The organism is Isoptericola luteus (assembly GCF_020297055.1).
GTDB classification, from domain to species: Bacteria; Actinomycetota; Actinomycetes; order Actinomycetales; family Cellulomonadaceae; genus Isoptericola; species Isoptericola luteus.
The window spans coordinates 189,875-214,090 of record NZ_JAIXCQ010000004.1 but is presented as its reverse complement, the minus strand read 5'-3'; the positions used below and the strand labels follow the sequence as shown (position 1 = coordinate 214,090).

Annotated in this window: 20 protein-coding genes; all 20 read left to right on the top strand. The window is 74.2% G+C overall.

Going from position 1 to position 24,216, the window contains the following annotated elements:
• Positions 1-282: 282 nt before the first annotated feature.
• On the top strand, positions 283-3,594 hold the full coding sequence (gene ileS / locus LEP48_RS07855) for an isoleucine--tRNA ligase (protein WP_225565036.1): 3,312 nt from the start codon (positions 283-285) through the stop codon (positions 3,592-3,594).
• Positions 3,595-3,767: 173 nt separating this feature from the next.
• Positions 3,768-3,965 carry a hypothetical protein gene (locus tag LEP48_RS07850; RefSeq protein ID WP_225565035.1) on the top strand — a complete coding sequence of 66 codons (198 nt, stop codon included), beginning with the start codon at positions 3,768-3,770 and terminating at the stop codon, positions 3,963-3,965.
• A 30-nt stretch (positions 3,966-3,995) separates the two neighbouring features.
• Entirely contained in the window at positions 3,996-5,432 is a 1,437-nt protein-coding gene (locus LEP48_RS07845) for a bifunctional folylpolyglutamate synthase/dihydrofolate synthase (RefSeq protein WP_225565034.1), read from the top strand.
• Positions 5,433-5,559: 127 nt separating this feature from the next.
• Complete coding sequence (dhaK, locus tag LEP48_RS07840) at positions 5,560-6,555, top strand: dihydroxyacetone kinase subunit DhaK (RefSeq protein ID WP_225565033.1); 996 nt, start codon at positions 5,560-5,562, stop codon at positions 6,553-6,555.
• 42 nt (positions 6,556-6,597) lie between these two features.
• Entirely contained in the window at positions 6,598-7,257 is a 660-nt protein-coding gene (gene dhaL / locus LEP48_RS07835) for a dihydroxyacetone kinase subunit DhaL (RefSeq protein WP_225565032.1), read from the top strand.
• The gene (locus LEP48_RS07830) at positions 7,254-8,054 is read left to right on the top strand and encodes an HPr family phosphocarrier protein (RefSeq protein WP_225565031.1); all 801 of its coding nucleotides are present in this window, start codon (positions 7,254-7,256) and stop codon (positions 8,052-8,054) included. Before dhaL ends, LEP48_RS07830 begins: the two co-directional genes overlap by 4 nt.
• A gap of 68 nt (positions 8,055-8,122) precedes the next feature.
• Positions 8,123-8,734, top strand: coding sequence for a TetR/AcrR family transcriptional regulator (locus tag LEP48_RS07825; RefSeq protein WP_225565030.1), 612 nt, complete (start codon positions 8,123-8,125; stop codon positions 8,732-8,734).
• Between the two features lie 105 nt (positions 8,735-8,839).
• The gene (locus LEP48_RS07820) at positions 8,840-10,543 is read left to right on the top strand and encodes an MDR family MFS transporter (RefSeq protein ID WP_225565029.1); all 1,704 of its coding nucleotides are present in this window, start codon (positions 8,840-8,842) and stop codon (positions 10,541-10,543) included.
• Positions 10,540-10,983, top strand: coding sequence for a DUF4233 domain-containing protein (locus LEP48_RS07815; RefSeq protein WP_225565028.1), 444 nt, complete (start codon positions 10,540-10,542; stop codon positions 10,981-10,983). The genes LEP48_RS07820 and LEP48_RS07815 overlap by 4 nt, the downstream gene beginning before the upstream one ends.
• A 105-nt stretch (positions 10,984-11,088) precedes the next feature.
• Positions 11,089-11,541 (top strand): nucleoside-diphosphate kinase, encoded by a 453-nt coding sequence (gene ndk / locus LEP48_RS07810; protein ID WP_225565027.1) that lies wholly within the window; start codon positions 11,089-11,091, stop codon positions 11,539-11,541.
• A 153-nt stretch (positions 11,542-11,694) separates the two neighbouring features.
• Positions 11,695-15,309, top strand: a complete 3,615-nt coding sequence (gene smc, locus LEP48_RS07805; RefSeq protein ID WP_225565026.1) for a chromosome segregation protein SMC — start codon at positions 11,695-11,697, stop codon at positions 15,307-15,309.
• A gap of 10 nt (positions 15,310-15,319) precedes the next feature.
• The gene (locus LEP48_RS07800) at positions 15,320-15,652 is read left to right on the top strand and encodes a hypothetical protein (RefSeq protein ID WP_225565025.1); all 333 of its coding nucleotides are present in this window, start codon (positions 15,320-15,322) and stop codon (positions 15,650-15,652) included.
• 45 nt (positions 15,653-15,697) lie between these two features.
• Positions 15,698-16,897: a signal recognition particle-docking protein FtsY gene (gene ftsY, locus LEP48_RS07795; RefSeq protein ID WP_225565024.1), complete on the top strand. Its 1,200-nt coding sequence runs from the start codon at positions 15,698-15,700 to the stop codon at positions 16,895-16,897.
• A gap of 141 nt (positions 16,898-17,038) precedes the next feature.
• Positions 17,039-18,313: an ammonium transporter gene (locus tag LEP48_RS07790; RefSeq protein ID WP_225565023.1), complete on the top strand. Its 1,275-nt coding sequence runs from the start codon at positions 17,039-17,041 to the stop codon at positions 18,311-18,313.
• Positions 18,310-18,648: a P-II family nitrogen regulator gene (locus tag LEP48_RS07785; protein ID WP_225565022.1), complete on the top strand. Its 339-nt coding sequence runs from the start codon at positions 18,310-18,312 to the stop codon at positions 18,646-18,648. The genes LEP48_RS07790 and LEP48_RS07785 overlap by 4 nt, the downstream gene beginning before the upstream one ends.
• Positions 18,649-18,685: 37 nt before the next feature.
• A complete protein-coding gene (locus LEP48_RS07780) occupies positions 18,686-20,464 on the top strand; it encodes a [protein-PII] uridylyltransferase family protein (RefSeq protein WP_308009991.1) in 1,779 nt (592 codons plus the stop codon).
• Positions 20,465-20,508: 44 nt separating this feature from the next.
• On the top strand, positions 20,509-22,143 hold the full coding sequence (gene ffh / locus LEP48_RS07775) for a signal recognition particle protein (protein ID WP_225565020.1): 1,635 nt from the start codon (positions 20,509-20,511) through the stop codon (positions 22,141-22,143).
• Between the two features lie 5 nt (positions 22,144-22,148).
• Entirely contained in the window at positions 22,149-23,261 is a 1,113-nt protein-coding gene (locus LEP48_RS07770; RefSeq protein ID WP_225565019.1) for an amidohydrolase family protein, read from the top strand.
• 195 nt (positions 23,262-23,456) lie between these two features.
• Positions 23,457-23,873, top strand: coding sequence for a 30S ribosomal protein S16 (gene rpsP, locus LEP48_RS07765; RefSeq protein WP_225565018.1), 417 nt, complete (start codon positions 23,457-23,459; stop codon positions 23,871-23,873).
• On the top strand, positions 23,873-24,112 hold the full coding sequence (locus tag LEP48_RS07760) for an RNA-binding protein (RefSeq protein WP_225565017.1): 240 nt from the start codon (positions 23,873-23,875) through the stop codon (positions 24,110-24,112). The genes rpsP and LEP48_RS07760 overlap by 1 nt, the downstream gene beginning before the upstream one ends.
• The last annotated feature ends 104 nt before the right edge of the window (positions 24,113-24,216 follow it).

Genomic DNA, 24,216 nt, shown 5'->3' with positions numbered 1-24,216 from the left:
GTCCGTGGGGTCGAAGGCGCTTGCGCGGCTGGCTACCATGGGGGCACAGGCGTCGACCCGGCCATCACCGGTGAGCCTCCGGAAGAACCGAGTGATCCCCACTCTCAGTAGAACCGGACGGGTAGGCCCGTCACAGCCGTGAACGAGCGGCGGAGGTCGGCACCAGCGGCGTCCGCAAGCGGGGTGGTACCGCGGCACCCGCGTCCCTTCGGGGCGTGGCGTCGTCCTCGCACTGCAGCACCTGTCGTACCACCGCCCGCCAGCTCGTCCCAGGAGCCCTCCATGGCCTATCCGCAGCACCGCTCGTCCGACCCGTCCCAGCCGGGCGCCGCGTTCGGCATCGCCGGCGTCCCCGCCTCGCCGGAGCTGCCCGCGATCGAGCGCGAGATCCTGGACTTCTGGTCGGCAGACGACACGTTCCGCGCATCGGTCGCGAAGAACCCCGCGGGCACCGACGGCAGCAACGAGTTCGTCTTCTACGACGGACCGCCCTTCGCCAACGGCCTGCCGCACTACGGCCACCTGCTCACCGGCTACGTCAAGGACGTCGTCCCGCGCTACCAGACGATGCGCGGCAGGCGGGTGGAGCGCCGCTTCGGGTGGGACACGCACGGGCTGCCCGCCGAGCTCGAGGCGATGAGCCAGCTCGGCATCAAGACGAAGGACGAGATCCTCGAGCTCGGCATCGAGAGCTTCAACGCCGCGTGCCGCGCCTCCGTGCTGAAGTACACGGGCGAGTGGCGCGACTACGTCAGCCGCCAGGCCCGCTGGGTCGACTTCGAGAACGACTACAAGACGCTCAACGTCACCTACATGGAGTCGGTGCTGTGGGGCTTCAAGAAGCTCTACGACACCGGCCTCGTGTACGAGGACTTCCGCGTCCTGCCGTACTGCTGGAACGACCAGACGCCGCTGAGCAACCACGAGCTGCGCATGGACGACGACGTCTACCAGACGCGTCAGGACCCGGCCGTCACGGTCGGGTTCGACGTCCTGTCCGTCCCGGCGCCCGACGGCGCGGTCCGGCCCGGTGACAAGCTGCTCGTCTGGACGACGACGCCCTGGACCCTGCCGTCCAACCTGCTCGTCATGGTCGGGGAGGACATCGACTACGTCGTCGTCGAGTCGTCGTTCACGGGCACGCCGCAGCGCTACGTGCTCGCCGAGGCGCGCGTCGACGCGTTCGCCCGTGAGCTCACCGACGACGGCGAGGACGCTCCGCGCGTCGTGGGCCGCCTCACCGGTCGCGACCTGCTCGGCACCGTCTACACGCCGCCGTTCACGTACTACGAGGGCCGCGAGCGTGCGCACCGCGTGGTCGAGGCGGACTTCGTCACGACGACGGACGGCACCGGCCTCGTGCACAGCGCCGGCGCGTTCGGCGAGGACGACAAGGTCGTCTGCGACCGCGAGGGCGTCGCCTCCGTGATGCCGGTCGGCGCGGACGGGAAGTTCACGCACCCCGTCGACGAGTACGCCGGGCTCCAGGTGTTCGACGCGAACCTGCCGATCATCGACCACCTGCGGGCCCGCACCCGCGGCGAGGCGGACGCCGGGTCGGTCACCGTCGGCACGGTGCTGCTGCGCCGCGAGTCGTACGCGCACTCCTACCCGCACTGCTGGCGCTGCCGGCAGCCGCTGATGTACATGGGCGTGTCCTCGTGGTTCGTGGAGGTCACCAAGATCAAGGAGCGCATGCTGGAGCTGAACCAGGAGATCTCCTGGACGCCCGAGCACATCAAGGACGGCCAGTTCGGCAAGTGGCTCGCCGGCGCCCGCGACTGGTCCATCACCCGCAACCGGTTCTGGGGCTCGCCCGTGCCGGTGTGGAAGTCGGACGACCCGGCGCACCCGCGCATCGACGTGTACGGGTCGCTGGAGGAGATCGAGCGCGACTTCGGGCGCCTGCCGGTGAACGCGGACGGCGAGCCGGACCTGCACCGCCCGTTCGTCGACGACCTCACCCGGCCCAACCCGGACGACCCGACCGGACGGTCCACGATGCGCCGCGTCGAGGACGTCATGGACGTGTGGGTCGACTCCGGATCGATGCCGTTCGCGCAGGTGCACTACCCGTTCGAGAACACGGAGTGGTTCGAGCACCACTACCCGGGCGACTTCATCGTCGAGTACATCGGGCAGACGCGCGGCTGGTTCTACACGCTGCACGTGCTCGCTACCGCGCTGTTCGACCGCCCCGCGTTCCGCAGCGCCGTCTCGCACGGCATCGTGCTCGGCTCCGACGGGCGCAAGATGAGCAAGTCGCTGCGCAACTACCCGGACGTGCGGGAGGTGTTCGACCGCGACGGCTCGGACGCAATGCGCTGGTTCCTCATGGCCAGCCCCATCCTGCGCGGCGGCAACCTCGTCGTCACGGAGGACGGCATCCGTGACGCCGTGCGCCAGGTGCTGCTGCCGCTGTGGAGCACCTACTACTTCTTCACCCTGTACGCGAACTCGGCGGCCGACGGGCACGGGTACACGGCCCGGGCCGTCACCGCGGACCGCGTCGCCGGGATGCCCGCCCTGGACCGCTACCTGCTCGCACGCACCCACGACCTCGTCGCGACGGTGACGTCCCAGCTCGACGCGTACGACATCGCCGGCGCCTGCGAGTCGGTGCGCGAGCACCTCGACGTGCTGACCAACTGGTACGTGCGCACCCAGCGGGACCGCTTCTGGGACGAGGACGCCGACGCGTTCGACACCCTGTACACGGCGCTCGAGGCGCTGACGCGCGTCATGGCGCCGCTGGCCCCGCTGCTGACCGAGGAGGTCTGGCGCGGGCTCACCGGCGGGCGTTCGGTGCACCTCGCCGACTGGCCCGCCGCGGACGGCGTCGTCGACGCGTCGCTCGTGCGCGACGACGAGCTCGTGGCAGCGATGGACGAGGTGCGCGCGGTCGTGTCCAGCGCGCTGGCGCTGCGCAAGGCGAACCAGCTCCGGGTGCGCCAGCCGCTCGCGCGGCTCACGGTGGCCGCCGGTGACCCGGCGGCGCTCGCGGACTACGTGGGGCTGCTCACGGGGGAGCTCAACGTCAAGGCCGTGGACCTCGTGGCCGCGGACGCCGACGCGTCCGCGCGCTTCGGCATCACCGAGCGCCTGGCCGTGAACGCCCGCGCCGCCGGCCCCCGCCTGGGTCGTGGCGTGCAGGCCGTCATCAGGGCGGCGAAGTCGGGCGACTGGCGGCGGGACGACGACGGAGCGGTGGTCGTGGCCACCGCCGACGGCGACGTGCCCCTCCTGGAGGCCGAGTACGAGCTGACCACCGTGGTGGGCGACGAGGCCGGCGAGAACGTGGCCGCGTCCGTGCTGCCGGGCGGCGGGTTCGTCGTCCTGGACCTCGCCCTCGACGACGCCCTGCGCGCCGAGGGATACGCCCGCGACGTGGTCCGCGACGTCCAGGACGCCCGCAAGGCCGCCGGCCTCGAGGTGGGCGACCGCATCGTGCTGGAGCTCGGCGTCCCGGCCGAGCACCTCGCCGCCGTCGAGGCGCACCGCGAGCTCGTCGCGAGCGAGACGCTCGCGGTCCGGGTCGACGTGAGCGCGGCCGACGGCGCCGAGCGTGTCGTGCGGGTGACCAAGGCGGGCTGAGCACCTCGGGGGGCGGTGCCCCGGCAGCCGAGGCACCGTCGTCCCTGACAGGGTCGTCCACGGTCGTTGCCGTGGGCGACCGTAGCGCCGGACGGCGGTAGCGGCGGGCGGGCGCGGTCCTGGCTAGCCTGGTGCTCCCCGGCGCGTCGGCGCCGCCCCCGCGAGGAGCCCGCATGAACGCGCCGCCCGCCCCCTCCGACTCCCGCCCCTGGGTGCCGCCCCGCTGGTTCGTGCGGGCCGCCTGGACCGTCCAGCGCGGCATGTACCGGCTCTCGCGCGGCCGCCTCGTCCTGCGGCGCCCCCGGGCCGGCGCACAGTTCGCCGCCCACCGGGGCCGTGAGACGCCCGTCGTCGTGCTCGAGCCACGCTGAGGCCCGGCGCGAACCGCCTATCCTCGGAGCGTGAGCCCCGACCCGCACCAGACGTCCCCCTCCGCCGCCCGCAAGGCCCGCGCCGACGAGCGCAGGGCCGCCCGGCAGGCGGCCGAGGACGCCGCCGCCGCCGAGTCGCTGCGCGAGGTCTACGCCGAGATCATCTCCCGCGCGCCCGAGCACGACATCGACCCCACTCTCGACCGGGTGCGGCGGGTGCTCGAGCTGCTCGGCGACCCCCAGCACGCGTTCCGGGCGATCCACCTGACCGGCACCAACGGCAAGTCCTCGACGGCGCGCATGACGGAACGGCTGGTGCGCGAGCACGGGCTGCGCACCGGCCTGTTCACGTCGCCGCACCTGACGAGCGTCACCGAGCGCATCTGCGTGGACGGCGAGCCCCTGAGCGACGCACGGTTCGTCGAGGTGTTCGAGGACGTCGCGCCCTACGTCGGGGTCGTCGACCGCGAGTCGCAGGAGGCGGGCGGCCCGCGGCTGAGCTTCTTCGAGGTGCTGACCGTCATGGCGATCGCGGCGTTCGCCGACGCTCCCGTCGACGTCGCCGTGATCGAGGTCGGCATGGGAGGGCAGTGGGACTCGACGAACGTCGTCGACGGCGAGGTGGCCGTCCTCACGCCCGTCGCGATCGACCACGAGCGCTGGCTCGGCTCCTCGCTCGCCGACATCGCCACCACCAAGGCGGGGATCATCAAGGACGGCGCGACCGTCGTCAGCGCCGTGCAGAACCCCGTCGTCGACGAGATCGTCCGCGAGCGTGCCGCCGCGGTCTCGGCCCGGGTCCTCCGGGAGGAGGTCGACCTGGACGTCGCGGGACGTGCCGTCGCCGTGGGCGGCCAGCTCGTGAGCCTGCGCACCCCCGCCGGCCTGTACACGGAGATCTTCGTGCCGCTGCACGGGGAGCACCAGGCGCACAACGCCCTGCTGGCGCTGGCCGCCGTGGAACAGCTGCTCGGGGGTCGCGCGCTCGACGGCGGCGTGGTCGAGGCCGCGTTCGCCGACGTGGCCGTCCCCGGCCGTCTCGAGCTGCTCCGCTCCAGCCCGACGGTGCTCGTGGACGCCGCCCACAACCCGCACGGGGCGCAGTCGCTGGTCGACGCGCTGGAGGAGTCGTTCGACCTGCGCACCGTCGTCGGCGTCGTCGGCGTCATGGCGGACAAGGACGTCGAGGGGCTGCTGGCGACGCTGGAGCCCGCGTTCGCGCACGTCGTGCTGACCCGGAGCTCGTCGGACCGGTCGGCCGACCCCGAGGACCTGGCCGAGGTGGCCCGGGACATCTTCGGCGAGGACCGGGTCCACACCGCGGCGCGCCTCGACGAGGCGCTGCAGATCGCGACCGACCTCTCCGAGCGGGACGACCAGGTGGGGGTGGGGGCCGGTCGCGGCGTGGTCGTGACCGGGTCGGTCATCACCGTCGCGGACGCCCGCCTCCTGCTGGGGCGGCGCTGACGGCGGCCTCACCCGGCAGGCGCTGCGGAACCGGGGGCGCGGGTGTTGGATGGAGCTCAGACCTGCGGGAACCCCACGGCGACACCGAGGCCACCGGCGGGGCCTTCGGACGAGGGAGGACACCGACATGAAGAAGCTGCTCGACGACCCCGCGGAGGCGGTCGTCGACTCGTTGGGCGGGTTCGGGCTCGCGCACGCGGACCTCGTCACCGTGCACCTCGACCCCGTCCACGTGACGCGGGCGTCCGGGCCGGTTCCCGGCAAGGTCGGCGTGGTCAGCGGCGGCGGTGCCGGGCACGAGCCGCTCCACGCCGGCTTCGTGGGCGACGGCATGCTCGACGCGGCTGTCCCCGGCGCCGTGTTCACCTCGCCCACGCCCGACCAGATCCTGCCGGCGATCCAGGCGTCCGACTCCGGCGCGGGCGTGCTGACGATCGTCAAGAACTACACGGGTGACGTGCTCAACTTCGAGACCGCCGTGGAGCTGGCACAGGCCGAGGGCCTGCAAGTCGCGAGCGTCCTGGTCAACGACGACGTCGCGGTCGAGGACTCGTTGTACACGGCGGGACGGCGCGGGGTCGCCGGCACGGTGGCGGTGGAGAAGATCGCCGGCGCCGCGGCGGCACGCGGCGACAGCCTCGACGACGTGGCGGCGGTCGCCGAGCGGGTCGTGCGCGGGGTCCGGTCGATGGGCGTCGCGCTGACCGCCTGCACCGTGCCGCACGTCGGGCGACCGAGCTTCGACCTCGGCGAGGACGAGATCGAGATCGGCATCGGGATCCACGGAGAGCCTGGCCGGCACCGCATCCCCATGGGCCCGGCGTCGGACATCACCCGGCGGCTGGTCGACCCCGTGGCGGACGACCTCGCGCTGGAGCCGGGGGAGCGGGTGCTGCTCCTCGTCAACGGGATGGGTGGCACCCCGCTGTCGGAGCTGTACGTCGTCTATGGTCGGGCGCGCGAGCTGCTCGAGGAGCGCGCCGTCACCGTCTCCCGGTCGCTCGTGGGCAACTACGTGACGTCGCTGGAGATGCAGGGCGCGTCCGTGACGGTGCTGCGGCTGGACGACGAGCTGGAGACTCTGTGGGACGCCCCGGTCCACACCGCGGCGCTGCACTGGTGACGGACCTCTGACGGGGTCCACGACGGAGGGAGACACGCGGTCATGGGGCTCGACGTGGCATGGGCGGAGCGCTGGGTCCGGCGTACCGCCGAGAGGATCGCCGAGGCGAAGGGCGAGCTCACCGAGCTCGACCGGCAGATCGGGGACGGCGATCACGGCGAGAACCTGCACCGCGGCTTCCAGGCCGTGGTCGCGAAGCTCGACGAGTCGGGCGGTGCCGAGCGGACGGAGGTCGGCGACGTCCTCATGGTCGTCGCGACCACCCTCATGTCGAAGGTCGGCGGGGCCTCCGGGCCGCTGTACGGGACGGCGTTCCTGCGGGCCGCGAAGCGGTCGGCGCGGCGTGAGGTCGACGGGTCGGGCGTCGTCGTGCTCCTGGAGGCCGCGCTGGAGGGCGTGACGTCCCGCGGCAAGGCCGAGGTGGGGGAGAAGACGATGGTCGACGCGCTCGCGCCCGCCGTCGAGGCCGCGACGGCGGCGTCGGACGCGGGGCAGGACCCGGCCGGGGTCCTGCGCGCCGCCGCCGAGGCCGCGGAGGCCGGCGCCGAGGCGACCGTGCCGCTCGTCGCCACGAAGGGCCGCGCGTCCTACCTCGGGGAGCGCAGCGCGGGGCACATGGACCCGGGCTCGCGGTCGTCGGCGATCATCCTGCGCGCGGCCGCCGACACGGCGCAGGACGTGACCGGGACGACGGCGCCGTGAGCGTGGGGATCCTGCTCGTCTCGCACTCCGCCCGGCTCGCCGAGGGCGCGGCCGAGGTGGCGCGGGAGATGGCACCGGACGTGGCGCTCCGCACCGCGGGAGGCGATTCCGACGGTGGCCTGGGCACCTCGCTCGAGCTCGTGCGGGCCGGTCTGGCGGTGCTGCTCGACGGTGGCCGGAACGACGGTGGTGGGCGGAACGACGGTGGTGGCCGGGACGACGGTGGCGGGCAGGGCGCCGGCGACGACGGGGTCGTCGTGCTGGCCGACCTCGGCTCCGCCCTGCTGACGGTGGAGAGCGTGCTCGAGATCGACGACGGCCTGGGCGACCGGGTCCGGCTGGCGTCCGCGCCGTTCGTGGAGGGTGCGGTCGCCGCGGCGGTCGCGGCGCAGCAGGGGGGCGGGCTGGACGCGGTGCTGCGGGCGGCCGAGGCGGCCGCGAGCACCTTCGCCCCGTCCGCGGGCGCAGCCTCGCCGGCCGGAGCGTCCGCCGGCGTGGACGCGGTGGGTGACGCCGACGCCGTGGGCGGCGCGGACCCGGCCGTGGTGACACGACAGGTCGTGGTGCGCAACCTGCTGGGCCTGCACGCGCGGCCCGCGGCCGTGGTCGCCCGCACCGCGGCCTCCTTCGGGGTCCCGATCACCGTGCAGGGCGTGGATGCGACCAGCGTGCTGGCGCTCATGGCCCTCGACTCGCCCGGAGGCACCGCCCTGGAGATCGCCGCGCGCGGTGGTGGTGCGGGAGCGGCCGTCGACGCCGTCGCGGAGCTCATCGAGGCGGGGTTCGGCGAGGCCTGACCGCGGTGTGACCCTGGTCACGAAGAATTGCACTTGATGCAAAATTGCATGCCGTGCATGATTAGCGCGTGACTCCTCCCGCTGCCGACGACATCGGCCTGCGCGAGCGCAAGAAGCGCGCGCGTGCCGACACGATCGTGGACGCCGCCCAGCGGCTCGTCCTCGACCGCGGGCTCGACGCCGTGACGGTGGAGGAGATCGCGGCCGCGGCCGAGATCTCCCCGCGCACGTTCTTCAACTACTTCGAGTCGAAGGACGACGCGGTGCTCGGCCAGGGGTCGTTCGAGCTGAGCGCCGACGTGCGTGAGGCGTTCGCGGCGGGTGGGCCCGACGGCCGCCTCGCCGTCGACATCGAGGCGCTGGTGCGTGCCATGCTCGCGGCGTTCGCCGGCCCGGGGCAGCACCACGCCGGGCAGGTCCTCGAGATCCTGCAGCTCGAGCCGCGGCTGCTCAGCCGGCACTTCGCCTGGTTCGAGCGCCACAAGACGCAGGTCGTCGCCCTGTTCGAGCGCCGGCACGCGGTGGCACCCCTGCCCGCCGACGCGGAGACGTGCGCCCTGGTCGTCTTCGTCCTGGCGCGCGCCGCGATGGACGACTGGGGCCGCGCCGGGCGGACCGGCGACGTCGGCGACCGTGTGCCCCACGTCGTGGCCCGGCTCGCCGCCGTGCTCACCGCCTGACGCGGCCCGCACCAGCCCCTCCGCACCAGCCCCTCCGCACTAGCCTCCAGCACCCAGCCCCCGGCACCTGCCCCCGGCGCCCCGCGCCACGAACCCGAGGTCCCCATGAGCCACGCATCACCGGTCACGTCGGACAAGCCGCTCGTCGTCCTGACGCAGCGCACCATCTGGCTGATCTTCGGCGCCCTGATGGCGTCGATGTTCCTGTCCTCGCTCGACCAGACGATCGTCGGCACCGCGATGCCCACGATCGTCGGCGAGCTGCACGGCGTCGAGCACCAGGGTTGGCTCATCACGGCCTACATCCTGGCCGTCGCCATCGGCATGCCGCTGTACGGCAAGTTCGGCGACCTCTACGGCCGCCGCTGGCCGTTCCTGGTGGCGATCGGGCTGTTCACCCTCGCCTCGGCCGGCGCCGGCTTCGCCTCGACCATGCCCGAGCTCGTCCTGTGGCGCGCGGTGCAGGGCCTCGGCGGCGGTGGCCTGATGATCCTGTCGCAGTCGATCATCGCCGACATCGTCCCGGCCTCCGAGCGCGGCAAGTACATGGGCCCCCTGGGCGCGCTGTTCGGCATCTCCGCCGTGCTCGGCCCGCTCATGGGCGGCTGGCTGACGGAGGGCCCGGGCTGGCGCTGGACCTTCTGGATCAACATCCCCATCGGCGTCGCGGCGTTCGCGATCGCCTGGTTCGCCCTCAAGCTGCCGTCCCACCGCTCGTCGCGGCCCGTGGACTGGGCGGGCATCGTCACGATGGCGGTCGCGACGACGGGCATCGTGCTGCTGACCAGCTGGGAGTCGCTGTCCTCCAGCGGCTACGACTGGTCCGACGGGCGGCTGTCCGGCCTCGCCGTGCTGACCCTCCTGGCCGTCGCCGCGTTCATCGTGGCCGAGACGCGCGTCGCCGAGCCGCTGATCCCGCTGCGCCTGTTCAAGAACCGCACCTTCACCGTCACCACCCTCATCGGTCTGGTGCTGGGCATGGGCATGTTCTCCGCGATGGCGATGATCCCCACGTTCCTGCAGATGTCCACGGGTGCCGGCGTGACCGAGTCCGGCTGGCTGATGCTGCCCATGATGGCGGGCATGATGCTCACCTCCATCGCCTCGGGCATCGCGATCTCCGCGACCGGCCGGTACAAGGCCTACCCGGTGGTGGGCCTGGTCGTGGTGGCGCTCGCGATGGTCTGGCTGACGACCCTGTCGGGCGGCATGTCCATGTGGCTGTTCGGCGCGATGATCTTCACGCTGGGCGCCGGCATGGGGCTGGTCATGCAGACGATCGTGCTGGCGGTGCAGAACGCCGTGGACCCGCACGAGCTGGGCACCGCGACGAGCTCGAACAACTTCTTCCGCGAGATCGGCGCAGCCGTGGGCTCGGCGCTGTTCACGACGATCTTCACCACCCGTCTCACGGACAACCTGGGTGCCGTGTTCGCCGGGGTGCCGGGTGGCGCCGCGGGACCCGCCGAGGCGAGCCTGACCCCGGCCGCCGTCCAGCAGCTCCCCGAGCCGCTGAAGACGGGCGTCATCGACGCGTACGCGGACTCCCTCGCCCCGTCGTTCTGGTACCTGGTGCCGCTCGTCGCCGCGGGTCTCGTGCTCGCCCTCTTCCTGCCCGTGATCAAGCTCTCCGACGTCGCCGGCATGGTGGCGCGCGGCGAGGCCGTCACCGACCCCGCGAAGGCGGGCGGTGGCGACACCGACGGCGCGGGCGCCGGCACGTCGGCCGACGGCCCCGTCGAGGGCCCGGCGGACGAGCCCGCCGAGGGTTCGGCCGAGCGCGAGCGCGCGGATATCGTGGGGTCGTGAGCAAGGACGACCGCCCCCGCCCGGGGGACACGATCAAGCCCCGCAAGCCCGCCAAGGTGCAGTTCACCGCGATGATGCTGCAGCTCGAGGCGTTCGTGGTGCTGTTCGCCGGCCTGGCCCTGTACGGGCTGCGGAACTCCGGCGGCTACGAGCTCGGCCCGGTACAGCTCGCCTCGCCGGCGGCCCTGTGGGTCGTGGTGGGCGTGCTGTTCGTGGTGCTGATCGTCCTCTCCCGGATGATGGGCACGTCGGTGGCCTACCTCGTGGGTTCGGCCGTGCAGGTGCCGGTCCTGGCGTTGGGGTTCCTCCTGCCGATGATGTTCGTGGTCGGCGCGGTCTTCGTCGTCCTGTGGGTGGTCTCGATCCGGCTCGGCGGCCGGATCGACCGCGAGCGCGCGGCCTACGACGCCGCGCACCCCGAGACGGCTCCGAACGTCTGACCTTCCCGGCCCGGGCCTGCGCGACGTGGTGCCGGCCGGGGAGACGTCGGTGCCGGTCGGGGGCCGGTTCGGGGGCACCGCGGGAGCGCCGTTAGGCTTCGGGTCATGACCGACGTCGCACCGAACGCCCTGCCCGAGCCCCCCGAGCGCACCCTCGTCCTGGTCAAGCCGGACGGTGTCCGTCGCGGACTGTCCGGCGAGGTGCTGCGCCGCATCGAGGCGAAGGGCTACTCGCTCGTCGCCGTCGAGCTCAAGCAGGCCACCACCGAGCTCCTCGCCGCGCACTACGCCGAGCACGAGGGCAAGCCGTTCTACGCCCCGCTGGTGGAGTTCATGCTGTCCGGCCCGACGCTCGCCGTCGTCGCCGAGGGCCAGGGGGTCATCCCCGGCTTCCGCTCCCTCGCGGGCGCGACGGACCCCACCGAGGCCGCGCCGGGCACGATCCGCGGCGACCTCGGCCGCGACTGGGGCCTCAAGGTCCAGCAGAACCTGGTGCACGGCTCGGACTCCCCGGAGTCTGCCGCCCGGGAGATCGGGCTCTGGTTCCCCCACCTCTGACCGTCTCGCCTTCCCCCGCCCGAGCAACGTGCGTGCCGACGTGATCCTCATACCGCCGCTGTGAGGATCACGTCGGCACGCACGTTGCGTCGGTCAGGGGGTCGCACGGCGGAGTTCCGCGGATCCGCCGGGTCCGGCGGCTAGGCTCGCGGCGTGCACCTCAAGACGCTCACGCTCCGCGGCTTCAAGTCGTTCGCCTCGGCGACGACGCTGAGCCTCGAGCCGGGCATCACGTGCGTCGTGGGCCCCAACGGCTCGGGCAAGTCGAACGTGGTCGACGCGTTGTCGTGGGTGATGGGGGAGCAGGGCGCCAAGTCGCTGCGCGGCGGCAAGATGGAGGACGTCATCTTCGCGGGCACGTCGGGGCGGCCCCCGCTGGGCCGGGCCGAGGTGTCCCTGACGATCGACAACACCGACGGCGCGCTCCCGATCGACTACACCGAGGTGACGATCTCCCGGACGTTGTTCCGCAGCGGCGGGTCGGAGTACGCGATCAACGGCAGCAGCTGCCGCCTCCTCGACATCCAGGAGCTCCTCAGCGACTCCGGGATCGGCCGGGAGATGCACGTCGTCGTCGGGCAGGGGCAGCTCGACCAGGTCCTGCGCGCGACCCCGGAGGACCGCCGCGGGTTCATCGAGGAGGCCGCCGGAGTCCTCAAGCACCGCAAGCGCAAGGAGAAGGCGCTCCGCAAGCTCGAGGCGATGCAGGGCAACCTCGCGCGCCTCGCCGACCTCACCGCCGAGCTCCGTCGCCAGCTCGGCCCGCTCGGCAGGCAGGCGGAGGCGGCCCGCCGGGCGCGCACCGTGCAGGCGGACGTGCGCGACGCCAAGGCGCGGCTCCTGGCGGACGACCTCGCCCAGCTCACCGCCCAGATGGCGCAGGAGCGTGCCGACGAGGCGGCGCTGCGCGACCGGCAGCGCACCACCGAGCAGACCCTGGACGGCGCCCGCGAGCGGCTGGCGCGGCTGGAGGTCACGGCGGCGGGCGCCACGGCGGAGTCGGCCCGCGCATCCGACGCCTTCCACGCGCTCGGCGCCCTGCGCGAGCGGCTGCAGGGGCTGGCCCGGCTCGCCGACGAGCGGGTGCGACTGCTCGGCACGGCGGAGCCGGAGCAGCGTGGCCAGGACCCGGAGCAGCTCGACGCCCAGGTGGCCCGCGCGCGCGAGGCCGAGGCGGAGCTCGCCCGGGAGGTGGAGCTGGCGCGCGCGGCCCTGGCGGAGGTGGTCGCCGCACGGGCGGAGGCCGAGCGGGTGGCGGACGCCGCCGAGCGCGAGCTCGCCACGCTGCACCGCGGCGCCGCGGACCGGCGCGAAGGGCTGGCCCGGCTGTCCGGCCAGGTCGCGGCGAAGCGCAGCCGGGTCGAGGCGGCCGATGCCGAGCTCGAGCGGGTGCGCGCCGCGGTGGCCGAGGCCGAGCGCCGGGCCGAGCAGGCCCAGGGAGAGTTCGGGGCGCTCGAGGTGCAGGTCGTGGGCGCCGAGGAGGGCGAGGAGGACCTCGACGCGCGCCACGAGGCCGCCGTCGCGGAGCTCGCCGACGCGGAGGCGGCGCTGGCCCGCCTCGGGGAGCTGGCGGGCACGGCAGAGCGCGACCGGTCCACCTGGAGTGCGCGCGTCGAGGCGCTCGAGCTGAGCCTCGACCGCAAGGACGGCGCCGGTGCGCTGCTCGGCGGCGACCAGCGCGGGGTGCTGGGCTCGGTGGCCTCGCTGCTCGGCGTGGAGGCCGGGTACGAGGACGCCGTCGCCGCGGCGCTCGGTCCGGTGGCCGACGCCGTGGCCGTCACCGACCTCGACTCCGCCGTCGACGCGCTGCGCCGGCTGCGCGACGACGACGCCGGCCGAGCGGGACTCGTCGTCGGGGGTGGCCCCGGCGAGAGCGAGCCCGCCCTCGAGGAGGTGCCCGGCGTCGGTCCTCAGGACGGTGCCGAGGCGGGTCCCGGCCCGCTGCCCGACGGCGCGCGGTGGGCTGCCGACGTCGTCACGGTCGCGGGGCCGGCCGCGTCCGCGCTGCGCACGCTCCTCGCCGGTGTCGTGGTCGTCGAGGACCTGGCCGAGGCGCGCGCGGTCGTGCGCCGCGCCCCGCGGACCGTGGCCGTGACGCGCGCCGGGGACCTGCTGGGCGCCGCACGGGCGTGGGGCGGCTCGGCGGCCACGCCGAGCGTGCTGCACCTGACGTCTGCCCTGGAGGAGGCGCGCCGGGGCCTGGAGGATGCGACCGGACGCGGCGAGCGATACCGGTTCGAGCTCGCCGGGGCGCGCGAGCGGCTGGCCGCCGCGCAGTCCGCCCATGACGGCTCGCTGGCCCGGCTGCACGAGTCCGACGCCGCGCTGGCCGCCGTCGCCGAGCGGCTCGGCACGCTCGGTTCCGCGCACCGCGCGGCCGCCGCGGAGGCGGAGCGGCACCGGACCACGCTGGCCCAGGCGACCGAGCGCCGGGCGGCCGACCAGGCGGAGCTCGCCGAGCTGGCGCGACGCCTGGAGGCCGCGCAGGCCTCGCCGGCGCAGTCCGACCAGGACGTGGAGCGGGCCCAGCAGGAGCGCGACGCGGCGCAGGCAGCGGCCGCCGCCACGAGGGCCCGCGAGACGGAGGCGCGCCTGGAGCTGCGCACCCGGGAGGAGAGGGCGCGGGCCACCGCGGGCCGCGCCCAGGGCCTGGCCCGGGCGGCGGAGCAGGAGCGCGCCGCGCGGCGCAGGGCCGCCGAGCGGGCCCGCCGCCGGGCCGACGAGGCGGAGCGCGCCGCGTCGGTGCGGGCCGACGCGGCGGTCGCCCTGGAGGCCCTGGCCCGCTCGGTCGCACGGGCGCAGGCCGAGCGCACCGCGGCCGACGCCGAGCGGGCCGCCCGCCAGGTGGAGCTCGAGGAGGTGCGCGCCACCGCCGAGCGGCTGGCCGGCGAGCTGCGCGACCTCACCGACGTCGCGCACCGCGACGAGGTGGCGCGCGCGCAGCAGACGGCCCGGCTGGAGCAGCTCCAGGCACGGGCGGTGGACGAGCTCGGCACGGACCCCGAGGCGCTCGTCGAGGAGTTCGGCCCTCACCGGCCGGTGCCCGTGCGGCGCTCGGACGACGCCGGCGAGGACGACCCCGACCCGGAGCCGATCCCGTACGTGCGCGCCGAGCAGGCCAAGCGGCTGCAGACGGCGGAGCGCGCGCTGGCCCGCATCGGCGCCGTGAACCCGCTCGCCCTGGAGGAGTTCGCCGCGCTCGAGGAGCGCCACCAGTTCCTCACGGAGCAGCTCGCCGACCTCAAGAAGTCGCGCCAGGACCTGCTGCACATCGTCGAGGAGATCGACGAACGGGTGCAGCAGGTCTTCGCCGAGGCGTTCCGCGACACCGCGGCCCAGTTCGAGCGGGTCTTCGCCCGCCTGTTCCCCGGCGGGGAGGGAAGGCTGGTGCTCACCGCGCCGGGCGACCTGCTCACCACCGGCATCGAGGTCGAGGCCCGCCCGGCGGGCAAGAAGGTCAAGCGGCTGTCCCTGCTGTCCGGCGGGGAGCGGTCGCTGACCGCCGTCGCGTTCCTCGTCTCGATCTTCAAGGCGCGGCCCAGCCCGTTCTACGTCATGGACGAGGTCGAGGCCGCGCTGGACGACGTGAACCTGGGGCGGCTGCTCGAGATCTTCCGCGAGCTGCAGGAAGACTCCCAGCTCATCGTCATCACCCACCAGAAGCGGACGATGGAGGTCGCGGACGCGCTGTACGGCGTCACCATGCGCGGCGACGGTGTGACGACCGTCATCTCCCAGCGTCTGCGCGAACGCGCCGAAGCATTGTGAGAATAGGGTCATGATCACGTTCGTCGTCTGGGTCCTCGCCTCGCTCGTCCTGGCGGCCGCCGTCTTCCTCGTCGCGAACGTGATGGAGCGCCGGGACGCGGCGGGCGACGACGCGCCCGGGCTGCGGCGGTTCGTCCGGGACTTCGCCTCCGGCCTGCGCCGCCGCGACCGGGTCGCCGAGGGCACGGCTCCGGTGGACACCGACATGGACGACTTCTTCGCCGCCACGATCGAGTCGGCGCCCGGCTACGTCGACGCCGAGGAGCTCTCCGACGTGCTGCAGCGTGCGCGCGCCCAGGCGCGGACCACCCTGCACGTGGGGACGGTCCGCAAGCCGGAGTGACGCACAGGGGCCCGTTCCCGTGACCCGCTCTGGAAGACTGGGGCCGTGAACGATCTGCTCTGGCTCTGGATCCTGCTCGGCGTCGTCGTCCTCGTGGGCGGCGGCGCGGCCCTCCTCGTCCCGCGGTCCCGCCGCCGCGGGACCACCACGAGGGACGAGTCCGCTCCGACCGGCACGGCGCCGCCGTCGGTCCCCGACGCCGTCGTCGCACCCGGGACGGCCGCACCGGGCACCGTGCCACCGAGCACGCCCGGCATGGCCGTGCCGGACGTCGTCGAGCCGGAGGCGCCGGCCCTCGAGACCCCCGAGCCCGCCGCCGGGCGCATGGTGCGTCTGCGGGACCGGCTCGCGCGGTCCGGCTCGCCGCTCGGCGCCCGCCTGCTGAGCGTCCTGTCGCGGGACCACCTCACAGAGGACGACTGGGACGAGCTGGAGGAGACGCTCCTGCTGGCCGACATCGGCGCGGGCCCGGCCGGCGAGCTGCTCGACGCGCTGCGCACCCGCGTGCGCGTGCTCGGCGTGCGGGACGCCGCCTCGGTGCGCGCGCTGCTGCGCGAGGAGCTGCTCGCCATCGTGGACCCGTCGCTGGACCGCGCGGTGACCACCACCGGGCCCGTCGGCGAGGACGGCGCCCGGCTTCCCGCCGTGGTGCTCGTGGTCGGTGTCAACGGCACGGGCAAGACGACGACGGTCGGCAAGCTCGCGCGCGTGCTCGTGGCGCAGGACCGCACCGTGGTGCTCGGCGCGGCCGACACGTTCCGCGCCGCCGCCGCCGACCAGCTGCAGACGTGGGGCTCGCGCGTCGGGGTGCAGACCGTCCGCTCCGACCGCGACGGCGCCGACCCCGCGGCCGTGGCGTTCGACGCGGTGAAGAAGGGCCGCGCCGACGGCACCGACGTCGTGCTCGTCGACACCGCCGGCCGCCTGCAGAACAAGGCGGGCCTCATGGACGAGCTCGGCAAGATCACCCGCGTGATCACGCGCGAGGCGCCGCTCGCGGAGGTGCTGCTCGTGCTCGACGCCACGACGGGCCAGAACGGGCTCAACCAGGCCCGCGTCTTCGGTGAGGTCGCGGGCGTCACCGGCATCGTCCTGACCAAGCTCGACGGCACCGCCAAGGGCGGCATCGTCGTCGCGGTGCAGCGCGAGCTCGGCGTGCCCGTCAAGCTGGTCGGGCTCGGCGAGGGCCCGGACGACCTGGCGCCGTTCGACGCGGAGCAGTTCGTCGACGGCCTGCTCGGCTGACGGCGCCGCAGCGCGAAACGTGATGTTTACGCCCGCGGGGCTCTTGTCACGCGGGCGTCACACGAGAAGAGTCCAGGGGAAATCCCGCTCCACGACGGTTGTCCCGACCCGGCCGCCCGGCTGGTGAGGGAGGAACAACTCATGGAGCTGGACACCGGAGCGACCGCGTGGATGCTGATGTCGGCATCCCTCGTGCTCCTGATGACCCCTGGACTCGCGCTCTTCTACGGCGGGATGGTGCGCGGCAAGTCCGTCCTGAACATGATGATGATGTCGTTCGGCGCGATGGCCGTCGTCGGCGTGATCTACGTGCTGTGGGGCTGGTCGATGTCCTACGGCGCGGACGTCGGCGGGATCGTCGGCAACCCGCTCGACCAGTTCGCGCTCGACGGCGCGATCTACGACGACGCCGGTGAGTTCCTCATCGACGACTTCGGCGTCCCGGGCATCGTGGGCGTCGGTTTCCAGGCGACGTTCGCGATCATCACCGTCGCGCTGATCTCCGGCGCCATCGCGGACCGCGCGAAGTTCGGCACCTGGATGGTCTTCGTGGCCGTGTGGGTGACGCTGTGCTACTTCCCGATGGCGCACATGGTCTGGGGCGGCGGCCTGCTGTCCGGCGACGGCCCCTTCGCGTCGATCGCGACACCGATCGACTTCGCCGGCGGCACCGTGGTGCACATCAACGCCGGTGTGGCGGCACTCGTCCTCGCCCTCGTGGTGGGCCGGCGTAAGGGCTTCGGCGCCGAGCCGATGCGGCCGCACAACCTGCCGCTGGTCATGCTCGGCGCGGCCCTGCTCTGGTTCGGCTGGTTCGGCTTCAACGGTGGCTCGGCCTTCACCGCGGACGGCTTCGCGGGTCTGGCGTGGGTCAACACCACCGTCGCCACCGCCGCCGCCGTGCTCGGCTGGCTGCTCGTGGAGAAGCTGCGCGACGGCTCCGCGACGTCGCTCGGCGCCGCCTCCGGTGTCGTCGCGGGCCTCGTGGCGATCACGCCGGCCGCGGGCTCGGTCAGCCCGGTCGGGTCCATCGCCGTGGGTGCCGTCGCGGGCGTGCTCTCCGCCTTCGCCGTCGGCCTGAAGTACCGGTTCGGCTACGACGACTCGCTCGACGTCGTCGGCGTCCACCTCGTCTCCGGCCTCTGGGGCACGGTCGCCATCGGCTTCCTCGCCACCGAGACCGGCCTGTTCTACGGTGGCGGAGTCTCGCAGCTCGCCGTCCAGGCGATCATCGCCGTCGTCGCGGTCGTCTTCTCCGGCGTCGTCACCTACCTCATCGCGATCGCCCTCAAGGCGGTCATGGGCTGGCGGGTCTCCGAGGAGGCCGAGGTCGCGGGCATCGACCTCGCCGTCCACAGCGAGACGGCGTACGAGACCATCCAGCAGGGTTCCATCGCTAAGGAGATCCGCGCATGAAGCTCGTCACCGGAGTCATCCAGCCCCATCGCCTGGACGACGTGAAGTCGGCCCTGGAGGCAGCGGGCATCCGCGGCATGACGGTCAGCGAGGCCAGCGGCTACGGCCGACAGAAGGGCCACACGGAGGTCTACCGCGGCGCCGAGTACACGGTCGACCTGGTGCCGAAGGTCCGGGTCGAGGTGCTCGTGGCCGACGGCGACGCCCCGACGGTCGTCGACGTCGTCGTCAAGGCCGCCCAGACCGGGCGCATCGGCGACGGCAAAGTGTGGACCACGTCGCTCGACGACGTGGTGCGGGTCCGCACCGGCGAGCACGGCGACGCGGCGCTCTGAGTTGCCGGACCAGCACGGGCCCCGCACCCCGCCCGGGGTGCGGGGCCCCGTCGACGACCTCCGGGTCGACCTGCTCCGGGCCGCCACCGCGCTGACGGGCCCGGGCCGGTCCGGGGTGGCGCGGCGCGCGGCCCTGCAGCAGCTCGCCGTGGAGCGCCTCGGCGCCCTCTACGCCGCCGCGACCGCCGACGTCGATCCCGCGGGGATCGCGCTGGCGGCCGTCGGCAGCCTCGGCCGCGGGGAGCTCGGGCCGCTGTCGGACCTGGACCTCGTGCTCGTGCACGACGGGCGCACGCACAAGCCCGCCGAGCTGGCCCGCGTCGCCGAGGCCCTCTGGTACCCGCTGTGGGACGGGGGGATGGACCTCGACCACGCCGTGCGCTCCCTGAGCCAGACGCGACAGCTCGCCTCCAAGGACCTGCCCGCGGCGGTGGGCTGGCTGGACGTGCGGCCCGTGGCCGGCGACGCCGTCGTCGTGCACCGTGCGGCGTCGGCGATCCTCACCGACTGGCGCTCGGCGTCGCGCCGCCGGCTCCCCGAGCTGCTGCACAGCGCGAGGGAGCGCGCGGAGCGGGCGGGGGAGCTGGCCTACCTCGTCGAGCCCGACCTCAAGGAGGCCCGGGGCGGCATCCGCGACGCCGTCCTGCTGTCGGCGCTCGCGGCGACGTGGCTCACGGACCGGCCGCACGGCCGGGTGGACCGTGCGCTGACGCACCTGCTCGACGTGCGGGACACGGTGCACGTCGTCACGCGGCGGCGGGCGACGAGGCTGGTCCTGGCCGACCTCGACGAGGTCGCGCAGCGCTGCGGCCACGACGACCCCGACGAGCTGCTGGCGAGCCTCGCCGAGGCGGGACGGGAGATCTCCTACGCCCTGGACTCGACCGTGCGCCGGGCACGGCAGGCGCTGCAGCGGCCGGCACCCCGACGCACGGTCGTGGTGCGCGGCCGGCGGTCCGCGCCCCGCCTGCGCGCGGTGGGCGACGGCCTGGTGGAGCACGACGGCGAGCTCGTGCTCGCCGTCGGGGTGGAGCCGGCCGCCGACCCCCTGCTCGCCCTGCGCGCGGCCGCGACGGCGGCCCGCACCGGCCTCGCGCTGTCGCCCGTGACCGTGCACTCCCTGGCGCAGTGCCCGCCCCCGCCGGACCCGTGGCCCGCCACCGCGAGGACGGCGCTGCTGACGCTGCTCGGTGCGGGGCCCGCCCAGGTCGGCGTGTGGGAGGCGCTCGACCTCGCCGGCGTCGTGACCACCTGGATGCCGGAGTGGGCGGCGGTGCGCAACCGTCCGCAGCGGGCCGCGGTCCACCGGCACACCGTCGACCGGCACCTCGTGGAGACGGTGGCGCGGGCCGCGCGCGTCCGGCGGACGGTCGCCGCGACGACCGGGGCACCGGCCGCGCCGACGGAGCTCGTGCTGCTCGCGGCGCTCCTGCACGACGTCGGCAAGCGCCGCGGGGCGCGCAGCAGCGACCACTCGGTGGAGGGGGCGCGCGTCGCGGGGCCGCTGGTGGAGCGGCTCGGGTTCGGCGCCGGCCTGGCGCGGGACGTCGCCACGCTGGTGCGCCACCACCTCACGCTGGCGACGCTGGCGACGTCGCGCGACCTCGAGGACCCGGCCACGCTGGCGGAGCTGCTCGCCGCGGTGGAGCACCGCGCCGACCTGCTCGAGGGGCTGCGGGTCGTCACGGAGGCCGACGCCGCGTCGCTCGGCCCCGCGGGGTGGACGGCGTGGCGCGCGAGCCTCGTGGACGACCTCACGGGGCGGGCCCGGGCGGCGCTCGCCGCGCAGGCGGGTGCCCCGGAGCAGGGCCGGTAGGCTAGGGAACCGCATCCCACGAGATCTCGGATAGGACCTGCCTGGTGTTCAACTCCCTGTCGGACCGGCTCACCTCGACGTTCAAGAACCTGCGCGGCCGTGGTCGGCTGTCCGAGGCGGACATCGACGCGACCGTGCGGGAGATCCGCCGCGCCCTGCTCGACGCCGACGTCGCCGTCCCCGTCGTCCGCCAGTTCACGGCGTCGGTGCGCGAGCGCGCGCTGTCGGCGGAGGTCTCGGGCGCGCTCAACCCGGCGCAGCAGGTCGTCAAGATCGTCAACGACGAGCTCGTCGGGATCCTCGGCGGCGAGACGCGGGCGCTGCAGCTCGCCAAGACGCCGCCCACCGTCATCATGCTCGCCGGCCTGCAGGGCGCCGGCAAGACGACGCTCGCGGGCAAGCTCGGCCTCGCGCTCAAGGAGCAGGGGCACACGCCGCTGCTCGTCGCGGCGGACCTGCAGCGCCCGAACGCCGTCACGCAGCTGTCCGTCGTCGCCGAGCGGGCGGGCGTCCCCGTGTTCGCGCCGCACCCGGGCAACCAGGGCATGGAGACCGACGCCGTCATCGGCGACCCGGTCGGCGTCGCCCGCCAGGGCGTGGCCGAGGCACGCGCCAAGCAGCACGACGTCGTCATCGTCGACACCGCGGGCCGGCTCGGCGTGGACCAGGTGCTCATGCAGCAGGCCGCGGACATCCGCGACGCGGTGACGCCGGACGAGGTCCTGTTCGTCATCGACGCGATGATCGGTCAGGACGCGGTCGCGACCGCGCAGGCGTTCCTCGCGGGCGTCGACTTCACCGGCGTGGTCCTGTCGAAGCTGGACGGCGACGCGCGCGGTGGTGCCGCGCTGTCGGTCGCGACGGTCACCGGCCGGCCGATCATGTTCGCCTCGACCGGTGAGAAGCTCACCGACTTCGAGGTGTTCCACCCGGACCGCATGGCCTCGCGCATCCTCGACATGGGCGACGTGCTCACCCTCATCGAGCAGGCCGAGCGCGCCTTCGACGCCGGCGAGGCCGAGAAGATGGCGGCCAAGGTCGCCAGCGGCGAGGACTTCACGCTGTCCGACTTCCTGGTGCAGATGCAGCAGATGAAGAAGCTCGGTTCCATGAAGAAGATGCTCGGCATGCTGCCGGGCATGGCGCAGATGCGCGACCAGCTCGAGAACTTCGACGAGCGCGAGGTCGACCGCGTCCAGGCGATCATCCAGTCGATGACGCCCGCCGAGCGCGACAACCCCAAGATCATCAACGGCTCCCGCCGCGCGCGCATCGCCCGCGGCTCGGGGCAGACGACGTCCGCCGTCAACGGGCTGCTGGACCGCTTCACCCAGGCGCAGAAGATGATGCGCCAGATGGGCAAGGGCGGCGGCCTCCCGGGGATGCCCGGCGGGATGCCGGGGATGCCCGGCATGCCGGGGATGCCGGGGGGCGGCAAGAAGTCGCGCGGCAAGCAGGCGCCCGCCAAGGCGAAGAAGGGCAAGTCCGGGAACCCGGCCAAGCGGGCGCAGCAGGAGCGTGAGGCGATGGCCAAGGCGCTCGGCGGCGGTGTCGCGCCCTCGTCGGCCCCGGGATCGGCGTTCGGCATGGGTGGCGCGAAGGGCGCACAGCCCACCGAGCAGGACCTGGCGAACCTCGAGCTCCCCGCCGGGTTCGACAAGCTGCTCGGCGGGCGCTGACGCGCATGTCGGTGCCGCACGTCCCGTTGCACGTCACGGGTCACGTCCTGCTGGGCGACGACCGCGAGGTCGGCGAGCTGTGGGTGCGCCAGGGCCGCGTCAGCCTGACCCGGCCGTCGCCGCAGGGCAGCGCCACGCGCGAGCTCGAGGGCTGGGTGCTGCCCGGGCTCGTCGACGTGCACTGCCACGTGGGCCTGGACGCCGGCGGAGCCGTGGACGCGCAGGCGGCCGAGGAGCAGGCGCGGCGGGACCGGGACGCCGGGGTGCTCCTCGTGCGCGACGCGGGCTCGCCGTCGGACACCCGGTGGGTGCAGGAACGGACCGACCTGCCGCGGCTCGTGCGCGCCGGCCGCCATCTGGCCCGCCCCAAGCGCTACCTGCGCCACTACGGGCTCGAGCTCGACGACCCCGCCCGGCTGCCCGAGGCGGTCCGCGCCCAGGCCCGCGCCGGGGACGGGTGGGTCAAGCTCGTGGGCGACTGGATCGACCGCGACCTGGGGCCGGACGGCGACCTGCGGCCCCTGTGGTCGCGCCAGGTGCTCGCCGACGCGGTCGAGGCCGCGCACGCCGAGGCGGCGCGCGTCACCGTCCACGCGTTCTCCGAGGAGGTCACCGACGACCTGCTGGCGGCCGGTGTCGACGGCATCGAGCACGGCACCGGCATCCCCGTCGCGCGCATGGACGAGGTCGCCGAGCGCCGGATCGCGGTGACACCGACGCTGCTGCAGGTGGCGCAGTTCGAGGCGATCGCGCAGCGCGCGGACGGCAGGTACCCCGTCTACGCGGCGCGGATGCGGCGCCTGTACGCCCGCCGCTACGAGCAGGTGCGCGCGCTGTACGACGCGGGGGTGTCCCTGCTCGTGGGCACCGACGCCGGCGGGACCATCGGACACGGCCGGGTCGCGGACGAGTGCGCCGAGCTCGTCGCCGCGGGGATCCCCGCCGCCGAGGTCGTGGCGATGGCGAGCTGGCGGTCGCGGGAGTACCTCGGGTACGGCACCCTCGTCGACGGCTCGAGCGCGGACCTCGTGGTCTACCCGGCGGACCCGCGCGAGGACATCGAGGTGCTGCGGCACCCCACGGCCGTCGTGCTGCGCGGCCAGGTCGTGCGCGGCTGACGCCCGGCCGTCGCGACGACGCGTCCGGCACGAGGGCCGGTTGGAGCGGGCGCGCGCCGTCTGGCACAATGGGCAGGTACTCGGCATGCCCAGGCCCCTCTCACCTGTGCGAGCCGTGTCCCGACCCGACCACCGCCAGGACCCCACCCGGCAGCGTGCGAGGTCATCCCACCAGAACCAGGAGACACCACCCAAGTGGCCGTCAAGATTCGTCTGAAGCGTCTCGGCAAGATCCGGGCCCCGTACTACCGCGTCGTCGTGGCCGACTCGCGCTCCAAGCGCGACGGTCGTGTCATCGAGGAGATCGGGAAGTACCACCCGACCGAGGAGCCGTCGCTCATCGAGATCCAGTCCGACCGGGCGCAGTACTGGCTCGGCGTCGGCGCGCAGCCGACCGAGCAGGTCGCCGCGCTCCTCAAGGTCACCGGTGACTGGCAGAAGTTCAAGGGTCTCCCCGGTGCCGAGGGCACCCTGCGGACCAAGGCCACGGTGGCGGACGCCGCCGCCGCGGTCGAGGCCGTCTCCGCCGAGGCCGAGAAGGTCAAGGCGAAGGCTGCCGAGAAGAAGGCCGAGGAGCCGGCGGCACCCGCCGAGGCTGAGGCCGAGGCCTGATGCTCGCCGAGGCCCTCGAGCACCTGGTGCGCGGCATCGTGGACAACCCGGACGACGTCCAGGTGTCCGCGCGGTCGCAGCGCCGGGGTGACCTGCTCGAGGTGCGGGTGCACCCCGACGACCTGGGCCGCGTGATCGGCCGGGGTGGTCGGACGGCCAAGGCCCTGCGCACCGTCGTCGGTGCGCTGGCCACCGACGGCCCGGTGCGGGTCGACGTCGTCGACGTCGACCGGCGCTGACGGTCGCCGGGCACCCCGCCGCAAGACCGTCGACGAGGCCCGGTCCCACCGTCCAGCGCGACAGTGGGACCGGGCCTCGTCGTGTCCCGGCGGGATCGACCCGG